The sequence below is a fragment of the Halomonas sp. H5 genome, from assembly GCF_050613175.1.
Classification (GTDB): Bacteria; Pseudomonadota; Gammaproteobacteria; order Pseudomonadales; family Halomonadaceae; genus Bisbaumannia; species Bisbaumannia salifodinae.
The window spans coordinates 2,578,026-2,600,312 of the sequence record NZ_CP192510.1; the positions used below are offsets into that span (position 1 = coordinate 2,578,026).

Annotated in this window: 23 protein-coding genes; 15 read left to right on the forward strand and 8 right to left on the reverse strand. The window is 67.9% G+C overall.

Features of this window, described 5'->3' with window-relative positions; genetic code table 11:
• Positions 1-19: 19 nt before the first annotated feature.
• From ACQ1W9_RS11990 to ACQ1W9_RS12000, 3 genes are all read right to left on the reverse strand, one after another.
• Entirely contained in the window at positions 20-2,407 is a 2,388-nt protein-coding gene (locus ACQ1W9_RS11990; RefSeq protein ID WP_431023586.1) for a DNA polymerase II, read from the reverse strand.
• 101 nt (positions 2,408-2,508) lie between these two features.
• Positions 2,509-2,949, reverse strand: a complete 441-nt coding sequence (locus ACQ1W9_RS11995; RefSeq protein WP_431023587.1) for a DUF411 domain-containing protein — start codon at positions 2,947-2,949, stop codon at positions 2,509-2,511.
• On the reverse strand, positions 2,946-3,092 hold the full coding sequence (locus tag ACQ1W9_RS12000; protein WP_431023588.1) for a hypothetical protein: 147 nt from the start codon (positions 3,090-3,092) through the stop codon (positions 2,946-2,948). The genes ACQ1W9_RS11995 and ACQ1W9_RS12000 overlap by 4 nt, the downstream gene beginning before the upstream one ends.
• A 256-nt stretch (positions 3,093-3,348) precedes the next feature.
• On the opposite strand from ACQ1W9_RS12000, the gene ACQ1W9_RS12005 reads away from it, so the two are divergent.
• From ACQ1W9_RS12005 to ACQ1W9_RS12025, 5 genes are all read left to right on the forward strand, one after another.
• On the forward strand, positions 3,349-3,837 hold the full coding sequence (locus ACQ1W9_RS12005) for a cupredoxin domain-containing protein (protein ID WP_431023589.1): 489 nt from the start codon (positions 3,349-3,351) through the stop codon (positions 3,835-3,837).
• Between the two features lie 9 nt (positions 3,838-3,846).
• Positions 3,847-4,512, forward strand: coding sequence for a response regulator transcription factor (locus ACQ1W9_RS12010; protein ID WP_346063078.1), 666 nt, complete (start codon positions 3,847-3,849; stop codon positions 4,510-4,512).
• Positions 4,499-5,821: a sensor histidine kinase gene (locus tag ACQ1W9_RS12015; protein ID WP_431023590.1), complete on the forward strand. Its 1,323-nt coding sequence runs from the start codon at positions 4,499-4,501 to the stop codon at positions 5,819-5,821. The genes ACQ1W9_RS12010 and ACQ1W9_RS12015 overlap by 14 nt, the downstream gene beginning before the upstream one ends.
• Before the next feature lie 73 nt (positions 5,822-5,894).
• Entirely contained in the window at positions 5,895-7,844 is a 1,950-nt protein-coding gene (locus ACQ1W9_RS12020; RefSeq protein WP_431023591.1) for a copper resistance system multicopper oxidase, read from the forward strand.
• A gap of 9 nt (positions 7,845-7,853) precedes the next feature.
• Positions 7,854-8,624, forward strand: coding sequence for a copper resistance protein B (locus tag ACQ1W9_RS12025; RefSeq protein WP_431023592.1), 771 nt, complete (start codon positions 7,854-7,856; stop codon positions 8,622-8,624).
• A gap of 28 nt (positions 8,625-8,652) precedes the next feature.
• On the opposite strand, the gene trxC is transcribed toward ACQ1W9_RS12025, so the two are convergent.
• From trxC to ACQ1W9_RS12045, 4 genes are all read right to left on the reverse strand, one after another.
• On the reverse strand, positions 8,653-9,090 hold the full coding sequence (trxC, locus tag ACQ1W9_RS12030) for a thioredoxin TrxC (protein ID WP_431023593.1): 438 nt from the start codon (positions 9,088-9,090) through the stop codon (positions 8,653-8,655).
• Positions 9,091-9,157: 67 nt separating this feature from the next.
• On the reverse strand, positions 9,158-9,424 hold the full coding sequence (locus tag ACQ1W9_RS12035; protein WP_431023594.1) for a hypothetical protein: 267 nt from the start codon (positions 9,422-9,424) through the stop codon (positions 9,158-9,160).
• Positions 9,424-9,957, reverse strand: coding sequence for a metallophosphoesterase (locus tag ACQ1W9_RS12040; RefSeq protein ID WP_431023595.1), 534 nt, complete (start codon positions 9,955-9,957; stop codon positions 9,424-9,426). Before ACQ1W9_RS12040 ends, ACQ1W9_RS12035 begins: the two co-directional genes overlap by 1 nt.
• Before the next feature lie 133 nt (positions 9,958-10,090).
• Entirely contained in the window at positions 10,091-10,405 is a 315-nt protein-coding gene (locus ACQ1W9_RS12045; protein ID WP_431023596.1) for a cupin domain-containing protein, read from the reverse strand.
• A gap of 649 nt (positions 10,406-11,054) precedes the next feature.
• Between ACQ1W9_RS12045 and ACQ1W9_RS12050 the strand changes: the two genes are divergently transcribed.
• The 6 genes from ACQ1W9_RS12050 to ACQ1W9_RS12075 all read left to right on the forward strand — a co-directional run bounded on the left by ACQ1W9_RS12050 (position 11,055) and on the right by ACQ1W9_RS12075 (position 16,500).
• The gene (locus ACQ1W9_RS12050) at positions 11,055-11,930 is read left to right on the forward strand and encodes an NAD(P)-dependent oxidoreductase (protein ID WP_431023597.1); all 876 of its coding nucleotides are present in this window, start codon (positions 11,055-11,057) and stop codon (positions 11,928-11,930) included.
• 130 nt (positions 11,931-12,060) lie between these two features.
• Positions 12,061-12,906, forward strand: coding sequence for an AAA family ATPase (locus ACQ1W9_RS12055; RefSeq protein ID WP_431023598.1), 846 nt, complete (start codon positions 12,061-12,063; stop codon positions 12,904-12,906).
• Between the two features lie 3 nt (positions 12,907-12,909).
• Positions 12,910-14,094, forward strand: coding sequence for a vWA domain-containing protein (locus ACQ1W9_RS12060; protein ID WP_431023599.1), 1,185 nt, complete (start codon positions 12,910-12,912; stop codon positions 14,092-14,094).
• A 103-nt stretch (positions 14,095-14,197) separates the two neighbouring features.
• Positions 14,198-14,845, forward strand: a complete 648-nt coding sequence (locus ACQ1W9_RS12065; protein WP_431023600.1) for a hypothetical protein — start codon at positions 14,198-14,200, stop codon at positions 14,843-14,845.
• Positions 14,838-15,590: a DUF3307 domain-containing protein gene (locus tag ACQ1W9_RS12070; protein ID WP_346063091.1), complete on the forward strand. Its 753-nt coding sequence runs from the start codon at positions 14,838-14,840 to the stop codon at positions 15,588-15,590. The genes ACQ1W9_RS12065 and ACQ1W9_RS12070 overlap by 8 nt, the downstream gene beginning before the upstream one ends.
• 4 nt (positions 15,591-15,594) lie before the next feature.
• Positions 15,595-16,500, forward strand: coding sequence for an N-acetylmuramoyl-L-alanine amidase (locus tag ACQ1W9_RS12075; protein WP_431023601.1), 906 nt, complete (start codon positions 15,595-15,597; stop codon positions 16,498-16,500).
• A 24-nt stretch (positions 16,501-16,524) separates the two neighbouring features.
• Here the strand turns inward: ACQ1W9_RS12075 and ACQ1W9_RS12080 are convergent, their stop codons facing one another.
• On the reverse strand, positions 16,525-17,106 hold the full coding sequence (locus ACQ1W9_RS12080; protein WP_431023602.1) for a helix-turn-helix domain-containing protein: 582 nt from the start codon (positions 17,104-17,106) through the stop codon (positions 16,525-16,527).
• 119 nt (positions 17,107-17,225) lie between these two features.
• Between ACQ1W9_RS12080 and ACQ1W9_RS12085 the strand changes: the two genes are divergently transcribed.
• The 4 genes from ACQ1W9_RS12085 (at position 17,226) to ACQ1W9_RS12100 (ending at position 22,279) form a co-directional block, all read left to right on the forward strand.
• Positions 17,226-18,425 carry a benzoate/H(+) symporter BenE family transporter gene (locus ACQ1W9_RS12085; protein WP_431023603.1) on the forward strand — a complete coding sequence of 400 codons (1,200 nt, stop codon included), beginning with the start codon at positions 17,226-17,228 and terminating at the stop codon, positions 18,423-18,425.
• A 202-nt stretch (positions 18,426-18,627) separates the two neighbouring features.
• Complete coding sequence (locus ACQ1W9_RS12090) at positions 18,628-19,224, forward strand: GNAT family N-acetyltransferase (protein ID WP_431023604.1); 597 nt, start codon at positions 18,628-18,630, stop codon at positions 19,222-19,224.
• The gene (locus ACQ1W9_RS12095; RefSeq protein ID WP_431023605.1) at positions 19,221-20,132 is read left to right on the forward strand and encodes a carbon-nitrogen hydrolase family protein; all 912 of its coding nucleotides are present in this window, start codon (positions 19,221-19,223) and stop codon (positions 20,130-20,132) included. The genes ACQ1W9_RS12090 and ACQ1W9_RS12095 overlap by 4 nt, the downstream gene beginning before the upstream one ends.
• Before the next feature lie 425 nt (positions 20,133-20,557).
• Entirely contained in the window at positions 20,558-22,279 is a 1,722-nt protein-coding gene (locus ACQ1W9_RS12100) for a proline--tRNA ligase (RefSeq protein ID WP_431023606.1), read from the forward strand.
• The last annotated feature ends 8 nt before the right edge of the window (positions 22,280-22,287 follow it).

Genomic DNA, 22,287 nt, shown 5'->3' on the forward strand with positions numbered 1-22,287 from the left:
CGGCCGAAGGTCGACGTAGTTAGAAGAGCCCCATCTGGCGGTCGATCAGGGCATCGAAGTCGTCGCCGACGAAGGGCAGGATGGCGTCCGCCACCGGCTTGAGCTGGCGGCTCAGGTAGTGGTCGATGTCGATGGGCGAGTGCCGCGCCTCCAGGGGCTCGGGGCCGGCGGTGGTGATCACGTAGCGGATCCAGCCGCCGTTCCGGTACTGGGGCGGCCGGCCCAGGCGGGCGTTATGCTCGTCGGCCAGCCGCGCGGCGCGCACCTGGGGCGGCACATTGCGCCGGTAGTCGTCGAGGCGCCGGCGCAGCCGCTTGCGATAGACCAGCCGATCGTCCTCCTCCCCCGCCTCTAGCCGCGCCACACAGTCTCGGATGGTGTGATTGACCATCTCGCGCACATAGTCCCGGTAGGGCTCGCCGGTGAAGACGCGGCGGTAGAGCTCGCGCTGGAACGCTTGGGCCAGCGGCGTCCAGTCGCTACGCACCGTTTCCATGCCCTTGAAGACCACCCGCTCCTCCCCCGCGGCGTCGCGCACCAGGCCGGCGTAGCGCTTCTTGCTGCCCGCCTCGGCGCCGCGAATGGTGGGCATCAGGAAACGCCGGTAGTGGGTCTCGAACTGCAGCTCCAGGGCGCTCTCCAGGCCCAGCTCCTCGTCCAGGTGCCGGCGCCACCAGCCGTTGACCTGGGCCACCAGGCGCCGGCCGATGGTCGCCGCCTCGGCCTCCTCGCAGGCCCGCCCCAGCCACACGAAGGTGGAGTCGGTATCGCCGTAGATCACCGTATAGCCCTCGGCCTCGATCAGCTCCCGGGTGCGATGCATGATGGCGTGGCCGCGGCGGGTGATCGACGAGGCCAGGCGGGCATCGAAGAAGCGACAGCCCTTGGAGCCGAGCACCCCGTAGAAGCTGTTCATGATGATCTTCAGCGCCTGGGAGAGCGGCGCATTGCCGGCGGCCTTGGCGGCCTCACGGCCGGCCCAGACCCGTTCGACGATGGCCGGCAGGGCATGGTGGCGGCGCGAGAAGCGCCCCTCCAGGTAGCCGGGCACGGCGTCGGCTTCCTCCTCGGCGGCGATCAGCCCCACCGGGTCGATCAAAAAGGTGCGGATGATCGACGGGTAGAGGCTCTTGAAGTCGAGCACCAGCACCGAGTCGTAGAGGCCGGGGCGGGAATCCATGACGAAGCCGCCGGGACTCTCTGCCGCCTGCCCCTCGCCCAGGTTGGGGGCCACATACCCCAGGCGGTGCATGGCCGGCAGGTAGAGGTGGGTAAAGGCGGCCACCGAGCCGCCGCTGCGATCGGCGGCCAGTCCGGTGACGCTGGCCCGCTCGAGCAGGAAGGCCAGCAACTCGGTCGTCTCGAAGATCCGCGTGACCAGCTCGCAGTCCTTGAGGTTGTAGCGGGCCAGCGCCGGCTTGTCCTCGGCGAAGCGACGCTCGATCTCCGCGAGACGCTGGTAGGGGTTATCGACGGCCTTGCCCTCGCCGAGCAGAGTCCGGGCCACATGCTCCAGGCTGAAGGAGGCGAACTGCCAGGTGGCACCGCGCAGGGCCTCGATGCCGTCGACGATCAGCCGCCCGGGGGCAGAGACGAAGTGGTAGTTCTCCTGGCTGCCGTGGGCGCGCCACTCCAGTGCCGTTCCCTCGCGGCCCAGACGCAGCGGCACGCCCAGGGCCTCGGCATGCTTCTGGAGGAGGCGCAGGTCGAACTGCACCAGGTTCCAGCCGATGATGACGTCGGGGTCGACCTCGGCGAACCAGGCATTGAGCCGCTCCAGCAGCTCGCCGCGACTGGCGCAGTAGTCGAGGGCAAAGTCGAGCTCCGCCGGGGCCTCGCCATTGGCCGGCCCCAGCATCAGCACCCGGCGCTCGGCACCGCTCTCCAGGGCGATGGAGTAAAGCTCGCCACGGCCGCTGGTCTCGATATCCAGCGACACCATGCTAAGCGGCGGGCGATAGTCCGGGGCGGGACGCAGCCGGGCGTCCCTCAGGCCGCCCTCGCCATCCGGGGTGCCGGTGATCTCCACCGGGGCGGTGATAAAGCGCTCCATCAGGTAGCGCTCCGGGGGGCGGATATCGGCCTCGAAGCAGTCGACGCCGGCCTCGCGCAGGCGTCGTACCAGGCGCAGCAGCTGGCGGTACTGGGGGCAATAGAGGCCGAGCACCGGACGCCGCTGGAAGTCGCGAAGCTCAAGGGGGCGGAGTTCGGCCTCACCGGCCAGCTCTCTCGACAACAGGGGCTCGGCCAGCCGGCGCTGCCCGGCGGGCAGGAAGGCCACCGAGGGCCGGGGCGCCAGGGTGACCCTCAGGGGCCCCTCGTCGGTGGCCAGCCAGAAGCTCACCCGCGTGCCTGCCGCGCCCTCCTCCCAGTGCCGCGTCAGCAAAAAACCCTGCCGTGTGATCACCGCCCACCCTTATGCCATGACTCTCGGGCCATTCTAGCGCCATCGGCATGCCGACGCTTCGGACGGCGACCGCCGACGGCAGGGTCGGCGGGCCGGTGACGTCAGAGGGTCATATAGGGCGAGGCCTGATGATCCTCGAACCGATAGACCTCGTAGGGTTCGCGCTGGGGGCCCGGCATGCCCGGCGTGCCGAGGGGCATGCCGGCCAGGCCGATGCCGGCCGTGGCGGGGCGCTCCTCGAACAGCGACTCGACGGCGGCCAGCGGCACATGGCCCTCGATCCAGTAGTCGCCCAGCGACACGGTGTGGCAGGCACCGAGGCCATGGGGCACCCCGGCGGCCCGCTTGATCTCGCCCAGCTCGATATCATCGACCACGGTCACCGCGATGCCCAGGGTTTCCAGGTGGCGGGCATAGGCATCGCAGCAGCCGCACTGCGGGTTCTTGTACAGGGTGGCCTCCTGGGGCAAGGCGGCCTGAGCCGTGGCGGCCCCCAGCAGCAGGGTGCCACCGGCAAGCAGTGCGGTCAGGTGACGATTCATCGACGATCCCCCTTGTGGGACAGGAAAAGGTATTTGACGAGCGCGGCGATCCCCAGGCCCAGCAACAGCAGGAAGGCGAGCGGCATCAGCCATGCCCACCACCCCATGGCTCCCATCAGGGCGAAGCAATCGGCATTCATCATGGCACGACTCCCGAGGCAGGCCCCGGCGAGGCGCCGCCGGGATAACGGCCTGAACCTAGCACCTATGGGTAGCCCCAAGGTCAAGTCCCCTGGGCTGTGGGGCAAGTCTCGTACCAGACGCACCACTGCCGAGGGTGGCATCCGGCTGCTAGGATAGGCGGCGCGGGGTGCACTCGCCGGCGCCACGGGTTCAGGCCCGTTTCAGGTTCGTGCGCTATAAACGAGCCTCCCCAGACACCACGCAAGAGGTGACACCATGCGCAAGACGCTGCTGGCCCTGCTCCTCGGCCTGACCGCGACCACCGCCTTCGCCGCCGGCGAACACGGCGGCTCCCATGACGCCACCGGTGAGGCCGATATCGATCGCACCATTCGCTTCCAGGCGGGCGACATGTGGTTTGCCCCCGAGGGGCTCGATATTGCCCCGGGCGAAACCCTCCGCTTCGAGATCACCAATACCGGTCATCTCGAGCATGAGTTCGTCATCGGCGATGCCGAGGCTCAGGAGGCTCATCGCCAGATGATGCTGGAGATGGGCGGCAGCCATGGCCATGGTGGACACGGCGGCCATGATATGGCCGAGGGGGCGCATGGTGGTCAGATGCCCTCGGTGACCATCGCGCCGGGCGAGACGGCGGCGCTGGTCTGGACGGCCCCGGCGAATGTGGACGACCTGGAGTACGCCTGCAATATCCCGGGCCACTATGAGGCCGGCATGTCCGGGACCCTCGAGTTCCAGGGATGAGCTTGCCGCATGAAACTGTTGCTTCTCGAGGATGACGACCTGCTCGCCGAGAGCCTGGCCGAGAGCCTGAAAGACAACGGTTACCGCACCGACCTGGCCACCTCCCTGGGGGCGGCCAGGTCACTGATGGCCACCGAGACCTATGCGCTGGCCATCCTCGACCTGGGGCTGCCGGATGGATCGGGCCTGGCGCTGCTCAGGCAGTGGCGTCAGCAGGGTCGCGACCTGCCGGTATTGATCCTGACCGCCCGCGACACCTGGGAAGACAAGGTCGTGGGGCTGGAAGGCGGCGCGGATGACTACCTCACCAAACCCTTCCACGAGCCCGAGCTGATCGCCAGGATCAAGGCGCTGTTGCGGCGGCGTTCCGGCCACCTCTCCCAGCGACTCTCGCTCAACGGCGTCTGCCTGGATGAGGCCAACCAGAGCGTCAGCGTCGACGGGGGACCCTGGCACTCCCTGACGAGCACCGAGTTTCGCCTGCTGCGCTACTTCATGCACCACCCCGATCGCATCCTCTCCAAGGCGCACCTGCTCGATCAGCTCTATGCCCTGGATCAGGACGCGGCGGCCCCCAACCTGGTCGAGGTCTATATCGGGCGGCTGAGACGCCACCTCGGCAGGTCGCGGATCGAGACCCGGCGCGGCCAGGGGTATCGCTTTGTTTCGCATTGATCGACGCAGCCTGCGGATGCGGTTGCTGGCCTGGCTCTCCGGCATCGCCCTGCTGGTGACCGGCACCACCTGGCTGCTGCACGGCATCCTGTTGCAGGACCTGGCCCGCGACTTCCTGGGAGCCCGGCTGGCACGGGAGGCCGACCATGCCATCGACCAGCTGCGCCAGGATCGGTTGGCCACGCCGGCCCTGCTCGATTCGGCGAGTCGTGGCTATCAGGTCTTCCACCACCTCTATGTGCTGCGCCTCGGCGATGACATCAGCGCCTCGACACCCCACTGGCGAGGCGTCCTGGCCGAGGTGCTCGACGCCCCCGGTGATGCCCTCGTCGAGGTCGAGGCGCAGGCGCAACACCTGCTGGTCTACCGCCGCCATTTCACCATGAACGGCGACGACGGCGTCCTGCTGGTGGGAGAGGATTTCGCACAGGTCGAAGCGGGACTGCACCAATTGCATTGGTGGGTCGGCGGTATCGCCGCCGGGCTGCTGTTGCTGCTGGTCTCCCTGAATCTGCTGGCGGTCAATCGGGGGCTGATTCCCCTCGCCCGGCTTCGCGACCAGTTGGGCGAACTGCGCCTGGGGCAGCGGGAACGCCTCTCCCCGGACGTGCCCTCGGAGCTGGATAGCCTGGTCATGCAGCTCAACCATTTCATGGACGAGATCGACGCTCGCCTGCAGCGCTCCCGTGACTCATCGGCCGACCTCTCCCATGCCCTGAAGACGCCGCTGGCGGCGGTCACCCAGGTGCTGAGGGGGGCGCGGCCCATCGACGACGAGCGTCGCCACAAGCTGGTGCGGCGCCTCGAGGAGGTGCATGCCCAGCTGGATGCACAGCTACGGCACTCACGCATCGCCGGCCCCCATGCCGGGCGCATGAGTGACCCGCACCGGGATGGCACCCGCCTGATCGAGCTGTTTCGCGCCCTCTACCCGGATCGACGGTTCACCCTGCGCCTGCCGCAGACCAGCGACCAGCGCGTGCCCATCGAGGCCCAGGATCTCTCCGAAATGCTCGGCATCCTGCTCGATAACGCCGGGAAATGGGCCACCCGCGAGGTGACCTGCCGCATCACGCTCACGGACAGCCTGCGTATCCTCGTCGAGGACGATGGGCCCGGCGTCGCCAAGGCCGACCTGTGCCGTCTCGGCCAGCGGGGCACGCGCCTCGATGAGCGCCACCCCGGGTACGGGCTGGGCCTGTCGATCCTCACGCAACTGGTATCGCGCTACTCGGGACAGACCCGGTTTGCCACCAGCCCGCTCGGCGGCCTGAGGGTCGAGCTGACGATCCCCCTACGGTCGGGGTAAGGCCAGTTTTTTCAGGGCGAATTCAGCTTGTCCCCTCAAGATGGCTCCGACCAGACACTGACAGGAGTCCTGCATGGCAAGTTCGAGAGTCATCACCCAGCCGCTGTCCCGCCGCCAGCTCCTGAAAGGCGGCGCGGCCCTCGGCCTGGGATCGGCGGCCGCCTTGGGTCTTCGCCCCAGTTGGGCCGACCCCTGGGGCCAGACCAGTGCCTATGCCAAGGGCATCGAGGAGGGGCCCGAGGTGTCCCTGGCGATCCGTCGGGAATCGCTGCCGATCGCCGGCCAGGAAGCCCATCCGATCAGCATCAACGGTACCAGCCCCGGGCCGCTGATTCGCCTCAGGGAGGGCCAGGATGCCGTGCTGCGGGTCACCAACCTGCTCGACGAGCCCACCTCCATTCACTGGCATGGCCTGATCCTGCCCCCCGGGATGGACGGCGTGCCCGGGATCAGCTTCGCCGGCATCGCCCCCGGCGAGACCTTCACCTACCGCTTTCCGGTGCGCCAGAACGGCACCTACTGGTATCACAGCCACTCCGGCCTGCAGGAGCAGCTCGGTCATGCCGGCCCCCTGATCATCGACGCCGCCGAGCGCGAGCCCTTCCGCTACGACCGCGAGCATGTGCTGCTGCTCACCGACTGGACCTTCGAGGAGCCCATGGCGGTGTTCCGCAACCTGAAGACCGCCGAGGGTTACTACAACTTCCAGGAGCGTACCGTCGCCGACTTCTTCGCCGACGTGCGCGAGCGGGGCTTCGCCGCGACGGCCGAACGGCGCGGCATGTGGGCGCGGATGCGCATGAGTTCGCGGGATATCGCCGATGTGACCGGCAGCACCTACCGCTACCTGATCAATGGTCACTCACCCGAGGAGAACTGGACGGCGCTGTTCCGGGCCGGCGAGCGGATTCGCCTGCGGATCATCAACGGCTCGGCGATGAGCTACTTCGACGTACGCATCCCGGGGCTGAGGATGACCGTGGTGGCCGCCGACGGCCAGCCGGTGCAGCCGGTCCCCGTCGACGAGTTCCGTATCGCGGTGGCCGAGACCTATGACGTCCTGGTGGCCCCCGAGGACGACACCGCCTATACCCTCTTCGCCGAATCCATGGACCGCAGCGGCTATGCCCGTGCCACCCTGGCGCCCCGGGAGGGGATGGAGGCGGAGCTCCCCGAGCGTCGCCGGATCGCCGACCGCGGCATGGAGGCCATGGGCGCCCACGGCATGGCGGGCATGGATCACTCCACGATGGAGGGAATGGATCACTCCGGCATGGGAGACATGGATCACTCCGGCATGGGAGGCATGGATCACTCCGGCATGGGAGGCATGGATCACTCCACGATGGAGGGAATGGATCACTCCGGCATGGGAGGCATGGATCACTCCGGCATGGGAGGCATGGATCACGCCAATATGCCGGGGATGGAGCCCTCCGACATGGAAGGCATGGACCACTCCACCATGCCGGGGATGGATCATTCCGCCATGCCGGGCATCTCGGGGGAACAGGACAGAATCGCCGCCGGTGGCATGCTGGCGGCAGGCGCGGCGCAACCGGGCTCCCGCTACGACCAGGCCGGCATCGGCATCGATCCCGATGAACGCCGCGTGCTGGTCTACCGCGACCTCAAGGCCTTTACTCCCTGGCCGGATCGTCGCGAACCGGGCCGCGAGCTGGAACTGCACCTCACCGGCAACATGGAACGCTATATGTGGTCCTTCGATGGCCGGAAATTCAGTGAGGTAAGCGGCCCCATTCATTTCGCCAAGGATGAGCGCCTGCGCCTGATCCTGATCAACGACACCATGATGGAGCACCCCATCCATCTCCACGGCATGTGGATGGAGCTCGAGAACGGCCAGGGCGAGCTGATTCCCCGCAAGCATACCCTCAACGTCAAGCCCGACGAGCGGGTCTCGGCGCTGATCACCGCCGACGCCGAGGGCAGTTGGGCCTTCCATTGCCACCTGCTCTACCACATGGACGCCGGCATGTTCCGTGTCGTCGAGGTGTCGTAAGGAGAAACCATGACTACCCGAGTCTCACTAACCGCGGCCGGCGTCCTGCTGGCCATGGCCGCGCTCCCCACCGCCCAGGCGGAGGACGGCTACGATGCCCCGCCCGACTGGCCCGCCCCGATGGTCGAGCACAACATGGGCATGGCGCTGTTCGAGCGGCTGGAATACGCCGTGCCCGACAAGGGCGAAGAAGCGCTAATCTGGGACTTTCAGGCCTGGTACGGCGGCGACGTCAACCGCCTCTACCTGAAGTCCGAAGGCGAGAACGTCCAGAGCGACGGCGAGGATGCCGAGTTCGAATCGCTGGAGTTGCTCTATGGCCGCCTTATCGCCGACTTCTGGGAGCTCCAGGGTGGCATCGGCTATCAGGGCGGGGTCTTCTCCGACGACCATGCCGAGCGCACCTACGCCGTGATCGGCCTCCAGGGCGTGATGCCCTACGGCATCGAGACCGACCTGGCGCTAAGGGTCAGCGACGACGGCGACGTCTCGGCCAGCATCGAGGGTGAGTATGACCTGCGTCTCACTCAACGCCTGTACCTGCAGCCACGCACCGAGATCACCGTGGCCGCCGGCGAGGCCGAGGCGTTCGGCGTCGGCGAGGGGCTCAACTCGGTTCGCGTCGGCCTGCGACTGCGTTACGAGATCACCCGGCGTGTCGCCCCCTATCTCGGCACCTACTGGGAGAAACGCTATGGGGAAACCGCCGACCTGGCCAGCACCGACGGCGACCCCAGCGAAGATACCGGCGTCGTCGCCGGGATCAGGCTGATGTTCTGACACCACCCGCGGGATCGCGGCGGCACCATCACGCCAGGTGCGGCCTGAGCCACTGGGCCAGTTGGGCCGGCTGCATCACCCCGGCCTGGCGCGCCACCTCGCGGCCCTCGCGGAATACCATCAGGGTGGGGATGCTGCGGATGCCGAAGCGCCCGGCCAGGGCCTGCTGCGCCTCGGTATCCAGCTTGGCGAAGCGCATGCGCGGCTCCAGCTCCCGGGCGACCTGGGCGAAGAGCGGCGCCATTATCTGGCAGGGCCCGCACCAGCCGGCCCAGAAGTCCACCACCACCGGCAGCTCGCTGCGCGCCACCAGGGCGGAGAAATTATCGGCGGTCAGCGCCACCGGTTCGCCGGTGAACAGCGGTTGCTTGCACTTGCCGCAACGCGGCCCATCATCCAGGCGCGCCCGGCTGACGCGATTGACGGCATGGCAATGGGGGCAACCCAGGGTCAGGGCATCGGACATGGGAGTCTCCGGAGCGAAATCGGCCTAAGGTCCCCCCAAGATGGGGGCGAGGCCACCCGGCCTCAAGTCAGCCGAGAGATGACACCCCAGGCAGGCAGACGATGCCCTCGGGGCAGAAGCACGATGGCTCGAACTCACCGGGGTAGCCTCCGGGATTGGCCACTACCCGGGTACCGCGACAGATGAGGTCCACCGGTTCATGCACATGGCCATGCAGCCACAGCTCCATGCGCCCCATCAGCCTCTCCAGGTGCGAGGCGAAGGCCGGCGAGAGCGAGTCACCCCGATAGCGGGGCGGGATGCATTGGGCCAGGGGCGCATGATGGCTGATCACTACGCTGGGGCCGGCCCAGGGCTTGGCGAGCTGCGCCGCTTGGCGAGCTGCGCCTCGAGCCAGGCCAGCGCCTGGCGATGCAGGGCGCGACTCGCCGCTGGAGTAAAGGCCTCGCCGGCGGGCTGCTCAATCACTTGAAAGTCCGGCATCAGCCGCCGCGCCTCGCGCTCGGTATGCTCGGAATCCTGGGTCGGGTCGTCGGCATAGAGGGCGAAATCGGTCCATAGGGTGGTGCCCAGGAAGCGTACCCCGTTAAGGATCACCTCATCGTTATCGAGCAGATGGATACCGAGCCGCTGCGCCTCGGCGCGCAGCTCTCGGCGCAATGCCGGCATGCAGCTGCCGTAATACTCGTGGTTGCCGGGCACATAGAGGATCGGCTGGTCGCGAAACTGGGTCGCGGCCCAGGCCAATCCCTGCCCCTGGGCATGGATATCGCCGGCCAGCACCACGACATCCGCCGCCACCATGGGCAGCTCTCGCCCATCATCAAAGTGTTCCAGGTGCAGGTCGGACAGGACCCGTAGACGCATTATGACCTCCGGTGTCGATGCGATGACTCCATCCTACTAGCCTACTGGTTAGTCGCCAGCGGCCGACTAATGAGATTCCGTGCGGCCCTGGCAAGGCCGGATAGCAGAACGCCTGCCCCCGACTCGGCCGAGGCTAGTCCGCCCGATAATGCACCGCCAGCCAGACGCTGTCTCGCTCCGGCGCCGTCCAGGCCACCCGGTGGCGACGATGGGCGGGGATCAGCAGATGATCGCCCGGCAACAGATGGCGGATCTCGCCGCCCTCGAACTCCAGGCGCGCCTCGCCGGCCAGCAGGGCGACCCACTCGTGATCGGCCTGGTCATACCAGCCGGAGACGTGTCCCCGGGAGACGATGCGCTCCACCCGCACGCCCTGCCCCCGGGCCAGCACGTCGACGATTTCCTCGGGGAGCGCCTCGGATGGCGAGGCGAATAGGTTGGCGGTCATGCACCCTCCACCAAAGTCGGATTGTTCGCACCGCTCAAGCTGTCATGATGCCTCCCATAACGCGAGGACAGCCAATAACAACAAAGGCCACCATAACAAGCGTCGCGGCAACAACAAGAATAATAGACGCATAAAAAAGGCCCCCCGAAGGAGGCCAGGTGGAGCACGCCAGCTCACTCTGTGTATCGCCGTTATCCGACGATATTGCGATTCGTCACTCTCTTCTCGTTGTTCTTGCTCCCGGACGCCCCGCGTCGATCCCGTGATCTCTTCCTTGCCCTTCGGCCTGTGCTTCGCGGTCGAGGTTTCTGCTTGTCATTACCTATACGAAATCCATGCCACTTTCCTTGCAACGCCTTTATTATCAGATGGTTATAAAACAACTCGTGTACTAGGCGGTGTCTGGCTAGGTTACCGACCTCGCGGCGCCGCACCACTAAGGGGCTTTTTCGCATCAGAGCGCATCACTCTTGTGCATCTCCCCATTAACTTGGCTTTCACTGGTGATTTTTCCTGTCACCGTCGCCTCCTTCGCAAGAATAAGTATCACCTGAACTTCGCCTCTGCCTCCTCGAGTCCTCAGAGAGTTGATGGAAAGGCTTTCCATAACGCATTATTGCCGGCATCTGACCCTGCCGGAGACTCCCTGATGACGCACCCCCGCCTCGGCTTTATCGGCATCGGCCTGATGGGCGACCCCATGACCCGCCGCCTGCTGGCGGCCGGCTTCGATGTCACCGTCTGGAACCGCTCTCCCGCCAAGGCCGAACCGCTGGGCGAGGCCGGTGCCCGCCTCGCCGCCTCCGTCACCGAGCTGGTCGCCGAGGTCGACGTGATCATGCTCTGCCTGGCCAATACCGATGTGGTGGAATCGGTGGTCTTCGGCGAGGAGGGCGTGGCCGCCCATGGCCGCCCCGACCAGCGCCTGATCGACTTCTCCAGCAGCGACCCGGCGGCCACCCGCGACTTCGCGGCCCGCCTCGAGGCCGCCTGCGGCATGGACTGGGTGGATGCCCCGGTCTCCGGCGGCGTGGCCGGTGCCGAAGCGGGCAGCCTGGCCATCATGTGCGGCGGCGACGCCGACGCGGTCGACGCCTGCCGCCCGCTGATGGCGCCGCTGGCCGCCCGGGTCACCCATATGGGCCCGGTGGGGGCCGGTCAGGTCACCAAGGTCTGCAACCAGATGGTGGTGGGTTGCCAGGCGGCGGTGCTGGCCGAGATGGTGGCGCTCGCCGAGGCCAGCGGCGTGGATGCCACCCGCCTGACCGAGGCGCTCTCCGGCGGCTTCGCCGACTCCAAGCCCTTCCAGATCCTCACCCCGCGCATGGCGGCCAGCGACTTCGAGAATCCGCCCTGGCACCTGCGCACCCTGCTCAAGGACCTGGACATGGCGGTGGCCCAGAGCCAGCGCAGCGGCAGCGCCACCCCGATGAGCGGCCTGGCCGCCCAGTTGATGCGTGCCCACGCCAGGCGCGGCCACGACGAGCACGACCCGGCCATCCTGGTGGAAGCCTATCGGGGCTGATCGCGCTCCCCCACCGCCCTGCCTCGCGGCCCCGCCACCCAGGCGGGGCCCTTTTGTCGATTGTTCCCCTACGCCGCCTTCCGTACACTTGTTTGATCTTCAGTGACCCATTTCAATGAGCGAGACAGCCATGGCATTCGCGGGAACCTCCACCTATGTGGCCACCGAGGCCCTCAAGCAGGCGGTCAACGCCGCCGTGACCCTGGAACGCCCCCTGCTGATCAAGGGCGAGCCGGGCACCGGCAAGACATTGCTGGCGGAGGAGCTGGCGGCCGCCCTGAATACCCGGCTGATCACCTGGCACATCAAGTCCACCACCAAGGCGGCCCAGGGCCTCTACGAGTACGACGCGGTAAGCCGGTTGCGCGACTCCCAGTTGGGCGTGGAAGGCGTTGAGAACGTCGCCAACTACATCAAGCCCGGCAAGCTGTGGGAGGCCTTTACCGCGGACGAGCGGGTGGTACTGCTGATCGACGAGATCGACAAGGCGGATATCGAGTTTCCCAATGACCTGCTCCAGGAACTCGACCGCATGGCCTTCCATGTCTACGAGACCGGGGAGACCATCCAGGCCAGGCACAGGCCGATCATCGTGATTACCTCCAACAACGAGAAGGAGCTGCCCGACGCCTTCCTGCGCCGCTGCTTCTTCCACTACATCGAGTTCCCCGACCGGGAGACGATGCAGGCCATCGTCGATGTGCACTTCCCGGAGATCGCCCCCCGACTGGTGAGCGAGGCCCTGGAGGTGTTCTTCGAACTGCGCCAGGCCCCGGGACTCAAGAAGAAGCCCTCCACCTCGGAGCTGGTGGACTGGCTGAAGCTCTTGATGGCCGACGACCTGGCCCGGGAGGCGCTCTACCACCGCGATCCGGTCAAGGCGATCCCGCCGTTGGCCGGGGCCCTGGTCAAGAACGAGCAGGATACCCAGCTGCTGGAGCGGCTGGCCTTTATGCTGCGTCGCAAGAGTCGCTGAGCCATGTTTATCGGCCTGTTCGAGACCCTCAAGCGCGCCGGGGTGCCGGTGTCCCTGCGCGAGCTGCTCGACCTCCACGCGGTGGTGGAGCGCGGGGTGGTGTTCGCCGATATGGAGGCCTTCTACCGGGTGGCACGCACCGTCATGGTCAAGGACGAGCGCCACTTCGACCGCTTCGATCGCGCCTTCGCCGCCTGGTTCGAGGGCCTCGAGAACCTGGACGCCGCCATCGAGGCGCTGATCCCCGACGACTGGCTACGTCGCGAGTTCGAGAAGCGGCTCACGGAGGAAGAGAAGGCGCAGATCGAGTCCCTGGGCGGGCTCGAGGCACTGATCGAGACCTTCAAGCAGCGCCTGGAGGAGCAGAAGGAGCGCCATGCCGGCGGCAACAAGTGGATCGGCACCGGCGGCACCAGCCCCTTCGGCGCCCATGGCTACAACCCGGAGGGCATCCGCATCGGCCAGGACGGCTCCCGCCACCGCCGGGCCGTCAAGGTGTGGGACGAACGGCGCTTCCGCGACTATGACGACGGCCTGGAGCTTGGCACCCGCAATATCAAGATGGCCCTGCGCCGGCTCAGGAAGTTCGCCCGCCAGGGGGCCGCGGAGGAATTCGACGTGGACGCCACCATCCGCGAGACGGCCCGGGATGCCGGCCTGCTTAACGTGCAGATGCGCCCCGAGCGCCATAACGCGGTGAAGGTGCTGCTACTGCTCGATGTGGGCGGTTCCATGGACGACCATATCCGCACCTGCGAGGAGCTCTTCTCGGCGGCCCGAGCCGAATTCAAGCACCTGGAGCCCTACTACTTTCATAACTGCGTCTATGAAGGCTTGTGGAGGAACAACGCCAGGCGTCATGACGAGCGTATCTCGACAATGGACGTGCTGCACACCTATGGCAGCGACTACCAGGTGGTGATCGTCGGCGATGCGGCCATGTCGCCCTACGAGATCACCCACCCCGGCGGCAGCGTCGAGCACTTCAACGACGAGGCCGGGGCCATCTGGCTCAAGCGCCTGGTAGACGCCTTCCCTCATCTGGTGTGGCTCAACCCCATGCCGCCCCGAGCCTGGGAGTTCACCCACTCGACCCAGCTGATCCGCGAGCTGATCGAGGATCGCATGTACCCCCTGACCCTGGCGGGGCTGGAGGAGGCCATGGGCGAGCTGGCTCGCCGGAGGTAATAACATAAAATAGTTATTAACTGGAAAAATAACCTTTAAAGGCTATATTTAACGACAGAGGCCCGCCTGGCCGCCGCTGGCAGGCCCCGCTCAGGAGATAGCCATGCCCCCCGCCATTGCGGTCATCACCGGCGATATCATCGCCTCGCGCCGGCTAGGACCCGCCGAGCGGCTCTCGGCGGTCCTCGATCACGCCCTGTCCCGCCTGGCCTCACGCTTCGGTGCGGTCAGCGAACGCTACCGGGGCGACGGCTTCCAACTCGTCCTCCCCCAGGCCTGGCAAGGCGTAACGGCCGCCGTGTTGCTGCGCGCCGAGCTGATTCGCCACTCCCGGCCCCGGCAACGCTGGGACGCCCGCCTGGCCATCGCCATCGGACACGACGACCGGTGGCGGGACGACTCGCGCATCGCCGAGGCCGGCTCGGCGCCTTTCGTGGCCTCCGGCCAGACACTCGACGCCCTGGACGGCGACCACCACCTGGCCCTGCGGCTGGCATCGGGCGACTCGCCCTGCCTGGCCCTGCTGATTCGCCACCTGGATGCCATGCTCGAAGGCTGGCCCCCCGCCGCCGCGGAGGCCATCGCCGAGCGCCTGTGTCATGCTGAGTCCCAGCAGGCCCTGGCCGAGCGGCTCGGCATCAGCCAACCCGCGGTCCACAAGCGCCTGCGGACGGCACACTGGCCGCTGCTTCAGGAGACCCTGAGCTACCTGGAACGGCGCCTCAAGGAAGAGAGCGAGGCCCATGACTAGCCCCGAATCCCTGTTGCTGGCGTTGTGGCTGGCCCATCTGACCGGCGACTTCCTGCTGCAACCCCATGCCTGGGTCGAAGAGCGCTACCGCCTGGGACACCGCTCACCGCACCTGGGGCAACATGCCCTGGTCCATGCGGCCCTCACCTTCGCCGTGCTGGTCATCGCCGCCGCCCATGACGCCCAGCGTGGCGCGGTAGCGGTGGCATTCGGCGTCCTGGTCGTGGCGGCCAGCCACTGGCTGATCGACCTGGCCAAGTCACGACTATCGCCCCGCCGGCTGCGCTGGTTCCTGCTCGACCAGGCCCTGCATGGGCTGGTGCTGGTGGGACTCTGGCTGGCCTGGGTCGGCAGCTGGCAGCCGCTCGGGAGCGCCGTCGCCTGGCTCGCCACGCCCCAGGTGCTGGGCCTGGCCTGCGCCTACCTGCTGGTGTCGCGCCCGCTCTCCATCGCCATCGCCCTGGTGATGCGGCGCTGGAGCGAGCAGCTCGAGGCCACCGGGACCCTGGCGGCGGCGGGGGCGAGGATCGGCATGCTGGAGCGCTTCCTGGTGCTGACCCTGGTGCTGCTCGACCAGCTCACGGCGGTGGGCTTCCTGCTCGCCGCCAAGTCGGTGCTTCGCTTCGGGGACCTGCGCGAGGCCCAGGACCGCAAGCTCACCGAGTATGTGCTGCTGGGCACCCTGCTCAGCGTCGCCTCGACCCTGGCCCTGGGCCTGACGCTGAGACTGCTGCTGGAGGGCTAAGCCGATGTGGCGATCCCTGACGGTGCTTGTCGCCGTTTCCCTGCTACTGCTGACCGGGTGTAGCACCCCATCCACGCTGGAGCGGCGCCATGGCTATCTCGTCGATCACTCCCATGGCGCCCCCTCTCATGGCAGCCGGGTCCGTCACCTGGTGATCCATTACACCAGCAGCGGCGAGGCGCGCTCCCTGGCCACGCTGACCGGCCCCCATGTCAGCGCCCATTATGTGCTACCGCTCCCGGCCCGCCGGCACGACGGCGAGCCGCTGATCTACCAACTGGTGGACGAGTCCCGGCGCGCCTGGCATGCCGGCGCCAGCGCCTGGAGGGGGCGCACCCACCTCAACGACACCTCCATCGGCATCGAGATCGTCAACCATGGTCCCGATCGTTCCTTCGCCCAGGTGGAGGCGGCCCTGGAGGCGGCTCCCGAGGTGGCCCTTCCGATCCACTGGGCGCCCTACCCCGAGGCGCAGATCGACGCCCTGATCCGCTTGGCCCGGGATATCATCGAACGCCACGGCATCCATCCCACCGACGTGGTGGCCCATTCGGATATCGCCCCCAGCCGCAAGATCGACCCGGGCCCCGCCTTTCCCTGGCGGACCCTCTACGAGGCCGGGATCGGCGTCTGGCCCGAGGCGGCCAGCGTGGCTCGCTACCGGGCGCGCTTCGCCGAGGTCGCCCCCGACACGGCCACCCTGCAGCGGGCCCTGGCGGCCTGGGGCTACCCGATCGAGATAAGCGGCGAGCCGAATACACCGACCCGTGATGTGCTGCGTGCCTTCCAGATGCGCTTCCGCCCCGCCGACTACCGCGGCCAACCGGACGCCGAGACGGCGGCGATTCTCTGGGCACTGCTGGAACGCTACCACCCCGAGGCCCTGGAAGCGCTGACCAATCACGACTAAGGCCCGGGCTCCGCGATTGACCTCTTATACCGAGGCGTCTCCCGAGGCGGCGCCCGGCAGGTAGTGGATCACGTCGTGGAAACGCAGAGGCCCCTGCCCCAGGTTGCGCATCAGATGGTGGCGATCGGCATAGAAGCGCAGCCCCTCGCCGGGCCCCAGGCGCCGCTCCTCGTCGCCGGCCAGGGTCAGCCCCAGGGTGCCTTCCACCACCACGATATGCTCCACCACCCCCCGGGCATGAGGCGACGACTCGCTCGCCGCCCCGGGGGCCAGCTCGATCTCGAACATCTCGAAGCCCAGCAGCGGGTCGAAGGGAAACAGCACTCGGGCCTGCATGCCCGCGGCGTCGCGGCCCCAGCGGGTTTCCCCCGCCGGCCCCTCCTCGGCGTCCGTCCCCGGCGGGGCGAACAGCGACGAGAAGGAGACCGAGAAACCGCTGGCGATCTTCCATAGCGTCGATACCGTGGGGCTCGACTCGCCCCGCTCGATCTGTCCCAGCATCGCCTTGCTGACCCCGGTGGCCCGGGCCGCGCGATCGAGGCTCCAGCCCCGCGCCTTGCGCAGGCCGCGCAGCCGCGTGGCGATATGGGTGGCGATCTCCTGCATCGCAGCCTCCAGTAAGAGTTATTCCTATTGTGCGCTATGACGCACAGTGCTAGGGTACCGGCATTGTACGCTATAACGCACAGCGCGAGGAGTCGTCCCCGCGTCAGGAGACACCGGCCATGCAACCGCAGACCCACGCCTTCGCGACATCGCGCCGCTCGTTGTGGCGCGACCTCAGCCCCTCCACCGTGACCGCCGGCCTGGTGGCGGTGCTGGTGGGCTATGGCAGCTCGGCGGTGATCATCTTCCAGGCCGCCGAGGCGGCGGGTGCCAGCCAGGCACAGATCGGCTCCTGGCTGTGGGCACTGGGCATCGGTACCGGCCTGACCTCCCTGGGACTGTCGCTGCGCTACCGCATGCCGGTGCTGACCGCCTGGTCGACCCCCGGGGCCGCCCTGCTGGCCACCAGTCTGCCCGGCGTGCCCATGGCCGAAGCCATCGGCGCCTTCCTTTTCTCGGCGGCGCTGATCACCCTGTGTGGCGTCACCGGCCTGTTCGGCGCCCTGGTCAAGCGCATTCCCCCGACCCTGGCCGCGGCCATGCTGGCCGGGGTGCTGCTGCGCTTCGGCATCGATCTCTTCGCCACCTTCGAGACCCAGTGGCCGCTGCCCCTGGCCATGCTGCTGGCCTATGGCCTGGGGCGGCGCTTTTTGCCCCGCTACGCCATCGTGCTGGTACTGCTCACCGGGGTGGCGGTCACCGCCGCCCAGGGGCAACTCCACTTGGGCGGTATCGCCCTGACCCCGACCCTGCCGGTCTTCACCGCGCCGAGCTTTTCGCTCTCGACCCTGATCGGCGTGGGCATCCCGCTCTTCGTGGTGACCATGGCCACCCAGAACCTGCCCGGCATCACGGTGCTGCGGGCCGCCGGTTACCCGGCCCCCAGCTCGCCGCTGATCGGCTGGACCGGCGCCACCACCCTGGCCCTGGCGCCCTTCGGCGGCTTCGCCCTCAACCTGGCGGCGATCAGTGCCGCGGTCTGCCTGGGCCGCGAGGCCCACGAGGACCCGGCCAGGCGCTATACCGCCGGGGTCGCCGCCGGGGTCGGCTACCTGACCCTGGGGATCTTCGGCGCCACCGTCACCGCCCTGTTCGCCGCCTTCCCCGCCGAGCTGGTGATGGCCCTGGCCGGCCTGGCCCTGCTGGGCACCATCGGCAACGGCCTGGCCGGCGCCATGGCGGAACCCGAGCAGCGCGACGCCGCCCTGGTCACCTGTCTGTTCACCGCCTCCGGGGTCACCCTGCTGGGGATCGGCGCCGCCTTCTGGGGCCTGCTGGCGGGAATGGCGATGCTGGGGCTGCATGCCTGGCGCCGCTAAGACCTGATGATGCTGGGACCTGGCGATGCCGGGACTAGATAACGCCTGGCGCCGCTAAGACCTGGCGATGCTGGGGCCTGGCGATGCTGGGACCGGATGACGCCTGGCGACGCTAAGGCCTAGTCTCGCGTCGCCGCGAGGATTGGCGGCATCACCGCGGCCTGCTAGGGTTCGGGCATTTCACCGGCCGCAGAGAGGCGTCATGACCGGGCTGACCTTGACCACCCGCCGGGGGCCGGCCATCGCCCCCCACCTGGAGGCGCTCGCCGGGCTGCGCATCCGGGTATTTCGCGACTTCCCCTACCTCTACGACGGCGACCCCGCCTACGAGGCCGCCTACCTGGGACGCTACGCCGAGAACCCGGCCAGCCTCTTCGTGCTGGCCTTCGACGGCGAGGCCTTGGTGGGCGCCGCCACCGGCCAGCCCCTGGCCGATGAGGTGGCGGAGTTTCGCGCCCCCTTCGCCGCCGCCGGCATCGATCCCGCCACGGTCTTCTATTACGGCGAGTCGCTGCTGCTGCCCGAGTACCGGGGCCGTGGCGTCGGCAAGGCCTTTATGACCGAGCGGGAGGCCCATGCCCGGGACGCGGGCTTCGCCCTCGCCGCCTTCTGTGCCGTGGAACGCCCCGAGGAGCATCCCCGCAAGCCCGCCGACTATCGCCCCCTGCACGGTTTCTGGGCGAGCCGCGGCTACCGCCGCCGGGGCGAGCTCGCCACCACCTTCGCCTGGAAGGATCTCGGCGAGGCCGAGGAGAGCGGCAAGCCCATGGTCTTCTGGCTCAAGGAACTGACCCCATGACGATCACGGTGGCCGCCGCCCAGTATCCCATCGACCGCTTCCAGCACTTCGACGACTTCGTCGCCAAGGCCAGCCGCTGGGTCAAGGACGCCGCCGACCGCGGCGCCGACCTGCTGGTCTTCCCCGAGTATGGCGGCATGGAGCTCACCTCCCTGCTGCCCGAGGCGGTGATCGGCGACCTTTCGGCCCAGCTCGAGGCGCTGCAGCCGCTGCGCGACGACGCCCTGGCCGTGTGGCAACTCCTGGCCATGCAGCATGAGGTCACCCTGCTGGCGCCGTCGCTGCCCTGGCGCCTGGCCGATGGCCGCTACGTCAATCGGGCCTGGCTGATCACCCCGGACGGCCGCATGGGTCACCAGGACAAGCAGATCATGACCCGCTTCGAGAACGACGACTGGGGAGTCTCCGCCGGCGACGGCCTGCGCCTCTTCGACACCCCGGCGGGGCGGCTCGGCGTGCTGATCTGCTACGACAGCGAGTTCCCCGACCTGGCCCGGGCCCTGGTCGAGGCCGGTGCCGACCTGCTGCTGGTGCCCAGCTGCACCGACACCCCCGCCGGCTACCACCGAGTGCGCCTCTCGGCCCAGGCCCGCGCCATCGAGCAGCAGGTGGCCATCGTCCACGCCCCCACCGTGGGCGAGGCGCTCTGGTCGCCGGCGGTGGATATCAATACCGGCCATGCCGCCATCTACACCCCCTGCGATCATGGCTTCCCACCGGACGGCATCCTCACCCGGGGCGAGGACGCCACCCCCGGCTGGCAGCTGGCCCGCCTCGACCTGCCGCTGATTCGCGCCCTGCGCGAACGGGGCCAGGTCAATAACTACCACGACTGGGCGCTGCAAACGCAGCGCCTCGCCCTGGGCGTCGAACGGGCGCCTCTCGGGGATGACGGCCCCTCCCGCTGATGCCTGGGGAGATAAGCGCCGGGAAAGTCATCGTTGGAATAGCTGAACGACCGGCAGAAAACAGGGCTATAGCTGCAAACATGCGCCCCCTGTAGCAGCCTGGGGCTACCCTGGGGGCAAGCCTTCGCAAGGCGCGGTAAACCCCTCCCTGGGCGCTACATTTGCCCTGCTTCGCTCTCGCATCCTGCTCCGCTTGCAGGGCCGGTGCTGGCCATCCCTGGCCAGCCCGTTCGGAGCAGTGCTCCTCACCCCTGGCAAATGACCCTTGCTCCGCCTTGCCCCCAGCGCCCCTCAGCTTGCGACTACGCTTGCCCCCATCTCCCGGCCCAGCTTTTGCCGCCACCCCGGCTTGCCGTACAATGCGCTGCAAAGACGCTGCGAGTCGCAGCCCCGCCTGTTAACGCTTCGAAGGATACGCCCAAGCCATGCGCGCCAGTGAACTCCTGATGTCCACCCTCAAGGAAACGCCCAACGACGCCGAGGTGGTCAGCCACCAGCTGATGCTGCGGGCGGGGATGATCCGCCGCCTCACCTCCGGCCTCTACACCTGGCTGCCGCTGGGCCTGCGCACCCTGCGCAAGGTGGAGCGTATCGTCCGCGAGGAGATGGACCGGGCCGGCGCCCAGGAACTGCTGATGCCGGCGGTGCAGCCCGCCGAGCTGTGGCAGGAGTCGGGCCGCTGGGAGCAGTATGGCCCCGAGCTGCTGCGCCTCAAGGATCGCCACGACCGCGACTACTGCGTGGGCCCCACCCACGAAGAGGTGATCACCGACCTGGTACGCCGCGAGCTCAACAGCTACAAGCAGCTGCCGGCCAACTTCTACCAGATCCAGACCAAGTTCCGCGACGAGATCCGTCCGCGCTTCGGGGTGATGCGCTCCCGCGAGTTCATCATGAAGGACGCCTACTCCTTCCATATCGATGAAGCCTCCCTGCAGCAGACCTACCAGGCCATGTACGACGCCTATGTGCGTATCTTCACCCGCCTGGGCCTGGGCTTCCGTCCGGTACTGGCCGACAGCGGCGCCATCGGCGGCGACCGCTCCCACGAGTTCCACGTGCTGGCCGACTCCGGCGAGGACGCCATCGTCTTCTCCAGCGACTCCGATTACGCCGCCAATATCGAGAAGGCCGAGGCCCTGCCGGCGCCGCTCGGCAGCGACGCCCAGCGCGCCGCGCCCAGCGAGGAACTGCGCCTGGTCGACACCCCCAACGCCAAGACCATCGCCGCCCTGGTCGAGCAGCACGGCCTGCCCATCGAGAAGACCCTCAAGACCCTGATGGTCAAGGGCAGCGAGGGCGGCCTGGTGGCCCTGCTGGTGCGCGGCGACCACGAGCTCAACGAGATCAAGGCCGAGCACCTGCCCGAGGTGACCGCGCCCCTGACCATGGCCACGGAAGAGGAGATCCGTGCCGCGGCGGGCGCCGGCCCCGGCTCACTGGGCCCGGTGGGCCTCGAGATGCCGATCGTCATCGACCGCTCGGTGGCGCTGATGAGCGACTTCGGCGCCGGCGCCAATATCGACGGCCAGCACTACTTCGGCATCAACTGGGAGCGCGACCTGCCCCTGCCCAAGGTCGCCGACCTGCGCAACGTGGTGGAGGGCGACCCCTCCCCGGACGGCAAGGGGGTGCTGGCCATCAAGCGCGGCATCGAGGTGGGGCATGTCTTCCAACTGGGCAAGAAGTACTCCGAGGCGATGAACGCCACCGTGCTCGGCGAGAACGGCAAGGGCACCCACCCGTGGATGGGCTGCTACGGCATCGGCGTGACCCGGGTGGTGGCCGCCGCCATCGAGCAGAACCACGACGCCAATGGCATCATCTGGCCGGATGCCATCGCCCCCTTCCATATCGTCCTCGTACCGATGAATGCGCATAAGTCACAGCGCGTGCGCGACGAGGCGGAACGCCTCTACACTGAGCTCACGGCCCGGGGTTACGATGTGTTACTCGATGATCGCGATACCCGGCCGGGGGTCAAGTTCGCCGACCAGGAGCTGATCGGCATTCCACACCGCCTGGTGATCGGCGATCGGGGCCTCGACAAGGGAGAGCTCGAATACAAGGGGCGTCGCGATGAAGAGGCCACCATGGTACCCGCCGATACCCTCCTGGACTTCCTGGCCGAAGCCATTCGCCGCTAAGCAGCGTC